The 8,780-nt window shown below is 68.1% G+C and carries 6 protein-coding genes; 5 read left to right on the top strand and 1 reads right to left on the bottom strand.

Annotated elements, in window-relative coordinates; all coding sequences use genetic code 11:
• Positions 1-777, bottom strand: a 777-nt coding sequence (locus VF794_RS21805) for a protein adenylyltransferase SelO family protein (protein WP_331113416.1), incomplete at its 3' end; no start/stop codon positions are given.
• Between the two features lie 127 nt (positions 778-904).
• Here VF794_RS21805 and VF794_RS21810 point away from each other — a divergent pair.
• The 5 genes from VF794_RS21810 to VF794_RS21830 all read left to right on the top strand — a co-directional run.
• Positions 905-2,581 (top strand): M20/M25/M40 family metallo-hydrolase, encoded by a 1,677-nt coding sequence (locus VF794_RS21810; protein ID WP_331113418.1) that lies wholly within the window; start codon positions 905-907, stop codon positions 2,579-2,581.
• A 79-nt stretch (positions 2,582-2,660) separates the two neighbouring features.
• Entirely contained in the window at positions 2,661-4,817 is a 2,157-nt protein-coding gene (gene uvrB / locus VF794_RS21815; protein WP_331113420.1) for an excinuclease ABC subunit UvrB, read from the top strand.
• A gap of 6 nt (positions 4,818-4,823) precedes the next feature.
• Positions 4,824-6,761 (top strand): excinuclease ABC subunit UvrC, encoded by a 1,938-nt coding sequence (uvrC, locus tag VF794_RS21820; RefSeq protein ID WP_331113422.1) that lies wholly within the window; start codon positions 4,824-4,826, stop codon positions 6,759-6,761.
• A gap of 136 nt (positions 6,762-6,897) precedes the next feature.
• Positions 6,898-7,416, top strand: a complete 519-nt coding sequence (locus VF794_RS21825) for a DUF507 family protein (protein WP_331113424.1) — start codon at positions 6,898-6,900, stop codon at positions 7,414-7,416.
• Between the two features lie 95 nt (positions 7,417-7,511).
• On the top strand, positions 7,512-8,780 hold a 1,269-nt coding region (locus VF794_RS21830; RefSeq protein ID WP_331113426.1), incomplete at its 3' end, for a hypothetical protein.

Below are 8,780 nucleotides of genomic sequence, written 5' to 3' on the forward strand. Positions count from 1 at the left end.
CACCGCCTGCCAATGCGCCATGAGGCTGGCGGTGCGCCGCGCCACCTCCCGGTAGAAGGCGGCGTAGGACTCCTTCGAGGGCGCCCCCAGCTCGGGGAAGAAGTTCTTCAGGGTGTAGTCGGCCAGCTGCTTGAGCAGCCCCACGTCACCGCGGCTGGTGCACAGCTCGAAGTTGCCGAATCGCAGGAAGCTCGGAGCGACCCGGCAGACGATGGCGCCGGGCTCGGCTTCGGGATGGCCATCGTAGAACATGTCGCGGATGACCTTGTCGCCGGTGGCCACCAGTGACAACGCGCGGGTGGTGGGCACGCCCAAGTGGTGCATGGCCTCGCTACAGAGGAATTCGCGGATGGAGGAGCGCAGCACCGCGCGGCCATCGGCCCGGCGGGAGTAGGGGGTCCGACCCGCGCCCTTGAGCTGCAGCTCGTACCGCTTGCCTTCGGGAGCGAGCAGCTCCCCCAGCACGATGGCGCGGCCATCTCCGAGCTGCCCCGCCCAGTTGCCGAACTGATGGCCCCCGTAGTTGGCCGCGTACGGCACCATGCCCGGCCATAGCGCGTTGCCCGAGAGCACCTGCACCGACTCGGGGGAGCGCAGGGTCGCCTCGTCGAGGCCAAGCAGGTCCGCTACCTCTTTCGAGAACGCCACCAGCCGAGGCGCCGACACCGGCGTCGGCTGCACCTTCGACCAGAGCGCACCCAGGACCTGGCGAGATCGCGCGTCTTGGAGCGGGTCTCCGGGGGTGGAGTCGAGAAATCGGGACGTGAAGTGAGGCATTCCTCATGCATGCCTCCGTGGAGCCGTTGGTGCAACGCTCGGAGACTGGGCGAGGGTCTACCGTCCAACCATCCGAGCGAAGAACTCCCCGCCCCCCCGAGCAGTTCGTGTTAGGGGCCCACGAGCCATGAAGCGAACGCTGGTGCTCCTCACCGCCCTGCTCCTCCTCCCGCTCGCCGCCCAGGCCCAGCTCAGCACCCCAGCGGAGAAATCCGCCTCCAGGACCATCCGCGCCGAGGCTCTCCGGGCCCATGTCGGCTTCCTCGCCTCGGATCTGCTCGAGGGCCGAGGCCCGGGCACCCGGGGGGACGCACTGGCCCAGCAGTACCTCGCGACCTGGTTCCAGTTGCTGGGCCTCAAACCCGCCGGGCCAGAGGGGAGCTACCTCCAGCCCTTCGAGCTGGTGGGCATGACGGGCCACCCGGAGACGCTGACCTTCACCGCGCCCCAGGGCAGCGCGGCGCTCCGCTTCCACGACGACTTCATCGCGAGCTCGGGCGCGCAGGCCGAGGAGTCGGTGCTCCAGGACTCGGAGCTGGTCTTCGTGGGCTACGGCATCCAGGCCCCCGAGTACGAGTGGGACGACTTCAAGGGGATGGACCTGAAGGGCAAGACGCTCCTCATCCTGAACAACGATCCGGAGGACGACCCGAAGCTCTTCGGGGGCAAGGCGCGGCTCTGGTACGGCCGGTGGGATTACAAATACGAGCAGGCCGCGAAGGTGGGGGCGGCGGGAGCGCTCATCCTCCACACCACGCCGAGCGCCGGCTACCCGTGGCAGGTGGTGCAGACGTCCTGGTCGGGCGAGCAGTTCGAGCTGCCTGCCTCGGGAGCGCGGCCACGCCTCCAGATGAAGGGCTGGACGACGGATGAGGCCACGCGGCGGGTGGTGCAGCTCTCGGGAAGGGAGCTGGACATCCTGCGGGGCATGGCGCAGAAGCGCGACTTCCGCCCGGTGCCGCTGGGGGTGAAGGTGTCCACGCGCTTCGTCAACCAGGTACGGCGCCGGCCCACGGCGAACGTACTGGGCCTGCTGCCGGGGAGCGATCCCAAGCTGTCCAGCGAGGTGGTGCTCTACACGGCGCACCATGACCACCTCGGCCTGAAGGCGGACGCGAAGCCGGGCGAGGACGCCATCTACAACGGCGCGGTGGACAACGCGTCCGGCGTGGCGGCGATGCTGGAGGTGGCCAGGGCCTTCACCGCGCTGCCCAAGGCGCCGCCGCGCTCCATCCTCTTCGCGGCGGTGGCGGCCGAGGAGCAGGGGCTGCTGGGCTCGCAGTACCTCGCCGAGCACCTCCCGGTGCACCCGGGGCGAGTGGCGGCCAACATCAACATCGACGGGCTCAACATCCACGGGCGCACGCGCGACGTGACGGTCATCGGGCTGGGCAAGTCCTCGCTGGACAAGACGCTCATCGCGCTCGCCTCGGGGCAGGGGCGCCTCGTCAGGGGGGATCAGCTGCCGGACCGGGGGTTCTTCTACCGCTCGGACCAGTTCAACTTCGCGAAGCTGGGGATTCCGTCCGCCTACTTCAGCAGCGGCATGGACTTCATCGGACGGCCGCCGGGGTGGGGCAAGGAGCGCCGGGAGCGGTGGGAGGCCGAGCACTACCACCAGCCCTCGGACGAGCTGCGGCCGGGCTGGGACTTCTCCGGCGCGGTGGAGGACGTGCAGCTCTTCTTCCTCCTGGGGACCCAGGTGGCCCGGACGAAGGAGCTGCCGCGCTGGAACAAGGGCGACGAGTTCGAGGCGCCCCGGCTCCAGGCGCTCGAAGCCTTGAAGACCGAGGGGGCGAGGTAGGCCCCGCTCCGTCGATTCTCCGGCTCACGGACGATTTGCGGACGGCAACCCCGCACTCCGGGTGTTAAACCTCTTCGCCATGCCTGAGTTCCAGCTCGTCAGCGACTACAAGCCCCAGGGGGACCAACCGCGCGCCATCGGTGAGCTCACCGAGGCCTTGCTGCGCGGGGATCGCTACCAGACGCTGCTCGGCGTCACGGGGTCGGGCAAGACGTTCACCATGGGGAACGTCATCGCCAACGTGAAGCGGCCCACGCTGCTCATCGCGCACAACAAGACCCTCGCCGCCCAGCTCTACGGCGAATACAAGTCCCTCTTCCCCCACAACGCCGTCGAGTACTTCGTCTCCTACTTCGACTACTACCAGCCCGAGGCCTACATCCCCTCCTCGGACACCTTCATCGAGAAGGACTCCTCGGTGAACGATGAGATCGAGCGCATGCGCCACTCGGCCACGCACTCGCTGCGCACGCGTGACGACGTGCTCATCGTGGCCAGCGTGTCCTGCATCTACGGCCTCGGTACGGCGCGCTCGTACGTGGACATGGCCGTCACGGTGAACGTGGGCGCCGAGCTGGGGCGCGACGCCTTCATCCGCAAGCTGGTGGAGAGCCAGTACGAGCGGAACGACCTCGACTTCCACCGCGGCACCTTCCGCGCCCGGGGCGACACCGTGGAGGTGTTCCCCGCCTATGAGGAGGAGCGCGCCGTGCGCGTCAGCTTCTTCGGCGACGAGGTGGAGAAGATCACCGAGTTCGACCCGCTGCGCGGCGCGACGATCGGTGTGCTGGACAAGGTCGTCATCTTCCCCGCGAGCCACTACGTCACCGAGTCGGACACGCGCAAGAGTGCGATCCAGACCATCCGCGACGAGCTGGCCGAGCGGCTCCAGGAGTTCAAGCGCGAGGGCAAGCTGCTGGAGGCCCAGCGCCTGGAGCAGCGCACGATGTACGACCTCGAGATGATCGAGCAGGTGGGTTACTGCAACGGCATCGAGAACTACTCGCGGCACTTCTCGGGGCGACCCCCCAACGAGCCGCCGCCGTGCCTGCTGGACTACTTCCCGCGCAACATGCTGGTGCTCATCGACGAGAGCCACCAGACGGTGCCGCAGATCGGCGCCATGTACCGCGGGGACCGGGCACGCAAGGAGACGCTGGTGGCGCACGGCTTCCGCCTGCCCAGCGCCCTGGACAACCGCCCACTCAAGTTCAATGAGTTCGAGGAGATGGTGCAGCAGGCCGTCTTCGTCTCCGCCACCCCCGCCGAGTACGAGCTGCAGAAGTCCAAGGGCGTGGTGGTGGAGCAGATCATCCGCCCCACGGGTCTGACGGACCCGGAGGTGGAGGTGCGCCCGGCGCGCAACCAGGTGGATGACGTGCTGGAGGAGGTGCGCAAGCGTGTGGCGAAGCAGGAGCGCGTGCTCGTCACCACCCTCACCAAGCGCATGGCGGAGGACCTCACCGAGTACTTCACCGAGGTGGGTGTGAAGGTGCGCTACCTGCACTCGGACATCGGCGCCATCGAGCGCACCGCCATCATCCGCGACCTGCGCAGGGGCGAGTTCGACGTGCTGGTGGGCATCAACCTGCTGCGCGAGGGCCTCGACATCCCCGAGGTGTCCCTGGTGGCCATCTTCGACGCGGACAAGGAGGGCTTCCTGCGCAGCCACGTGTCGCTCATCCAGACCATCGGCCGCGCGGCCCGCAACCTCAACGGCCGCGTCATCATGTACGCGGACGGGATGACGGACTCGATGAAGCTGGCCCTCGAGGAGACCAACCGTCGCCGCGAGGTGCAGCGCGCCTACAACGCGCAGCACGGCATCACCCCCAAGGCGGTGAAGAGCCACATCCTCGACCTGTCCGAGCACCTCTACGACGCGGACCCGTCCGCGCTGCCCATGGCCGCCGACTCGGCCAGCGACGTGCTGGAGCCCAAGGAGATCAAGCGCCTCATCGGCGAGTTCACCAAGGACATGCAGCACTACGCGGACGAGATGCAGTTCGAGAAGGCCGCGGAGCTGCGCGACCGCATCCTGCTGCTCAAGGACATGGACCTGGGCCTCAAGCCCCCCAGCCGCGCGCTGCTCAAGGCTCCGCCCAAGGACGACGAGCAGAAGAAGCCCGGCACGCCCGGCGGGCGCGGTGGAAAGCGTGGAGGCCCGTCACGCGGCAAGGGCAGTGGTGGGCCGCCCCACGGCAAGACCGGCCTCGGACCCAGGAAGAGTCGCTAGCCTCGTATGGACGCGAAGCTCGAAGCCAAGCTGGACACCCTGCCCACCGAACCCGGCGTGTACCTGATGAAGGACCGCCAGGGTGAGATCATCTACGTGGGCAAGGCGGTCAACCTGCGCAACCGGGTGCGCTCGTACTTCACCCGCACCGGGGACACGCGCGCCTTCGTGTCGCTGTTGGACCGGTTCCTCGGCGACATCGAGACGGTGCTCGTCCACAACGAGAAGGAAGCCCTCCTCCTCGAGAACGAGCTCATCAAGAAGCACAAGCCGCGCTTCAACGTCCTCCTCAAGGACGATAAGCAGTACATCTCGCTGCGGCTCGACCGGACCCAGACCTACCCCCGGCTGGAGGTGGTGCGGCGCTACCAGAAGGACGGCGCGCGCTACTTCGGTCCGTACTCCAGCGCGAGCTCCATCCGCGAGACGCTGCGCATCATCAACCGTTTCTTCCACCTGCGCACCTGCACGGACCACGTGCTGGCCAACCGCAAGCGGCCCTGTCTGCTGCATCAGATTGGCCGCTGCCCCGCGCCCTGCGTCTACCCCGTCCCCGAGCACGAGTACCGCAAGAGCGTGGACGAGGTGATCCTCTTCCTGGAGGGCAAGGCGGGGGAGCTGGTGGACGGGCTGCGCGCGCGCATGAAGCAGGCCTCCAGCGAGCTCAAGTTCGAGGAGGCCGCGCGCATCCGCGACCAGTTGCTCGCCATCGAGCGCAGCCTGGAGCGCCAGAAGGTGGCCACCACCGACTTCAAGGACCAGGACGTCTTCGCCGCCCACCGCGAGGGGGACCGGCTGCTCGTCTACGTCCTCTACGTGCGCCAGGGCCGGCTCAATGGCGGCATGGCCTTCCCCCTCGGCAGCCAGGAGTTCCCCGACGAGGAGCTGCTGCCCTCCTTCGTCAACCTCTATTACGACCAGGGCAACTTCGTGCCCGAGGAGGTCCTCCTCCCGCTGGACATCGAGGAGCGCGAGGGCCTGGAGGCCCTCCTCACCGAGCGCAAGGGCGACAAGGTGCGGGTGATGGTGCCCAAGCGCGGCGAGAAGCGCGACCTGGTGGAGATGGCGCAGAAGAACGCCGAGCAGGCCGTGCTCGAGCGCCGCCGCACCAAGGACGAGACGGAGGTGGTGCTGCGCCGCCTCCAGGAGCGGCTCCACCTGCGCAACCTGCCTCGCCGCATCGAGTGCTTCGACATCTCCCACTTCCAGGGCGCCAGCATCGTCGCCTCCCAGGTGGCCGCCACCGATGGGGAGATCGACAAGAGCCGCTACCGCCGCTACCGCATCAAGACGCTGGAGAAGCAGGACGACTTCGCCAGCATGCACGAGGTCATCACCCGCCGGCTCAAGCGCGGCCAGGAGGAGGCGGACATGCCCGACCTGCTGGTCATCGATGGAGGCAAGGGCCAGCTCGCCAGCGCGCTCGCCGCCGCCAAGGACCTGGGGGTGGAGGGCGTGGACATCATCTCCCTGGCCAAGAGCCGCGACCTGGAGGTGCATGACCGCGACGAGGAGAGCGCCCGCAGCCCCGAGCGCGTCTTCATCCCCAACCGCAAGGACCCCATCGTCCTGCGGCAGAACTCGGCCGAGCTGTACCTGCTTGCTCGCTTGCGCGACGAGGCCCACCGCTTCGCGATCACCTTCCAACAGAAGAGCATGCGGAAGAACAACTTCCACTCTGTACTGGAGGACATCCCCGGGGTGGGCGACACGCGCAAGAAGCTGCTGCTGCGTCACTTCGGCTCGCTCAAGCGGGTGCGTGAGGCGGACATCGAGGCCCTGGCCGAGGTGCTCGGGCCCACGGTGGCCGAGCGGGTCCACGCAGCGCTCCACGGCCACCCGGAGGACGACCCGGAGGATCCCATCCGCGAGGCCTCCCTGGCTGATGCGGGTGCCCTGGTGGACGAAAAGTCAGAAGAAGGGTCGCCACCCGGCTCGCCGTGATTAATTTCCGCTTCAACGCGGAGCGGGAAAAGCCGCTGAATCCGCGATGTTCCTAGGGTTTTTCATTGCGACTGGGCTTCACGCTGATTTATAGCGAACACGTCCAGTCGAATGTCTTCGAGGGCGAGGGACCGACATGAGGCTCTATCCGAAGGTGATCCCGATCATCTCCCGGGAAGTCGTCCAAAGGTTGATGCAGGACGGGGACATCGAGGTGGAGCCGATGCGCGTGGCTGACGCCGAGATGGACCTGTCCGCCATCATGCGTGAGTACCTGGCGAACGAGGAGCGCGTGAATCAAGCCACGCGCGAGGCCCTGGAGCGTCGGGGCTACGACTACTCCAAGTTCAATCAGGTCAAGCGTGAGATGGCCGACGTCCGTGGCTTCAAGATGGGCGACGAGGGCATCGAGTACGTCATCAACCAGATGATTGAGTTCCTCCTCATCAGCCGGAACGTCGAGGAGGTGTACGCCGCCGACAACGTCCTCCGGCAGAAGATCCACGTGGTGATGAAGAAGCACCTCGACGTGGACGAGGAGATCGACAAGGAGGCCCGCTCGCGCCTGAAGCATCTTCAGGAGGGCACCAGCGCCTTCGACATCGAGTACAACAAGACGGTGGAGCAGATTCGCCGCGCTCGCGGTCTCATCTGAATCAGGCGGGCACGGCGGGCACCTGCTCGCCCGGTTGCTCCCAGCCGCCAACCTGAACCTCCGCTGCCTACTCTCTGTTGGAGGAGGCAGCGTCGATGGCGGGAATCTTCTCCAGCTTCGTGCTCGCCGGGTTGCTCACGGCCAGCCCTGATGTGTTCACCTTCGACGGTCCCCAGGTCACCGCACGCACGGTGGGGAACGTCGGTTTCTTCACGCAAGGCTCCATCCCCTTCACGGACCTCTTCGAACGGGGAACGGGCTCGGCCGAGTTCTCCGCGCGGGAGCGCATCGCGGACCCTCGGGCGACCTACGGGGACAGCGCACGCCTGGAAGCCACCTTCACCGTGGGCGGTGACTCGTACCGGGTGGAGTTGGCGCAGGCGGGCTTTCCTCCCGCGCAGGCGTTGGCGGGGAGTCCCGTGTCAAGGCCGTTGCCCTCGCCACCAGCCCAGCCCATCGCGGGCGGGGTGATGGTGGGGCAGGAGCTGCACGGCAATACGGGACTCGGCTCTCCCAACATGACGCGCATGCAGGCGGCGGCGGCGGTGTGGGGCGTGGGCCGCGTCTGGCGCAACGGAGCGCTGCTCACCGATACGGCCCTCATCCATGCCGCCGCGCTGAGCCGTGGAGCGCACGCGGACGACGAGACCTTCCGCCTGCTGCCCGTGGCGCGTGAGGGGGACATCGAGCTGGAGGTGCTGGTCTGGAACCTGCCGCGCGAGGCCGAGCCTCGGGGCTTCATCCAGTTCGGCTTCGATGACGTGGCCATCTCCGTCAATGGCGTCCCGGTGCCCTCGGTCGCGTCGGTGCCCACGGCGGGGGTGTTCGTCGGCGTGGCTCCGCCGAGCACGCCCGTCCCAGGTGGGGTGTCGCTGGGGACCGTTCCCAACCCCACACAGCAGCAGCAACAGCAGGGCGTGGGCGGCTCGGGACAGGCGGGGACGGGAGGCCTGGCCGGTACGGGGCAGGGCGGCTCGGGAGGCCTGGCCGGCACCGGGCAGCAGTTCGGCGCGGGGCAGGGACAGTTCGGCGCGGGGCAGAGTCAGTTCGGTGCCGGACAGGGCCAGTTCGGTGCGGGGCAGGGGCAGTTCGGCGCCGGACAGGGTCAGTTTGGTGCGGGCGCCCAGGCCGGACTCGCCCCGGCGGATGGGCTGTCGGACGCGGCGAGGACCACGGGGCTGGCGCCACAGGCCGATGTCACCCTCCCGGGTCCCAACCAGGCGCAGGGGGCCGTCATCGACCCCTTCCTACGCCCGGGTCGGGTGTCGCTCTCCACGCAGGATCCCACTCAGCCCGATGTGCAGACGCCGGGGTTCCAGCCCACGCCCGCCGTCCCGCCGGCCTTCACGGCTCCGGACGAGCCC

The organism is Archangium sp. (assembly GCF_036389735.1).
In the GTDB taxonomy this organism is placed as follows: Bacteria; Myxococcota; Myxococcia; order Myxococcales; family Myxococcaceae; genus Archangium.

Coding starts and splice junctions, on each gene's coding strand:
- VF794_RS21810 (WP_331113418.1), top strand. CDS start 905: ATGAAGCGAACGCTGGTGCTCCTCACCGCCCTGCTCCTCCTCCCGCTC.
- uvrB (WP_331113420.1), top strand. CDS start 2,661: ATGCCTGAGTTCCAGCTCGTCAGCGACTACAAGCCCCAGGGGGACCAA.
- uvrC (WP_331113422.1), top strand. CDS start 4,824: ATGGACGCGAAGCTCGAAGCCAAGCTGGACACCCTGCCCACCGAACCC.
- VF794_RS21825 (WP_331113424.1), top strand. CDS start 6,898: ATGAGGCTCTATCCGAAGGTGATCCCGATCATCTCCCGGGAAGTCGTC.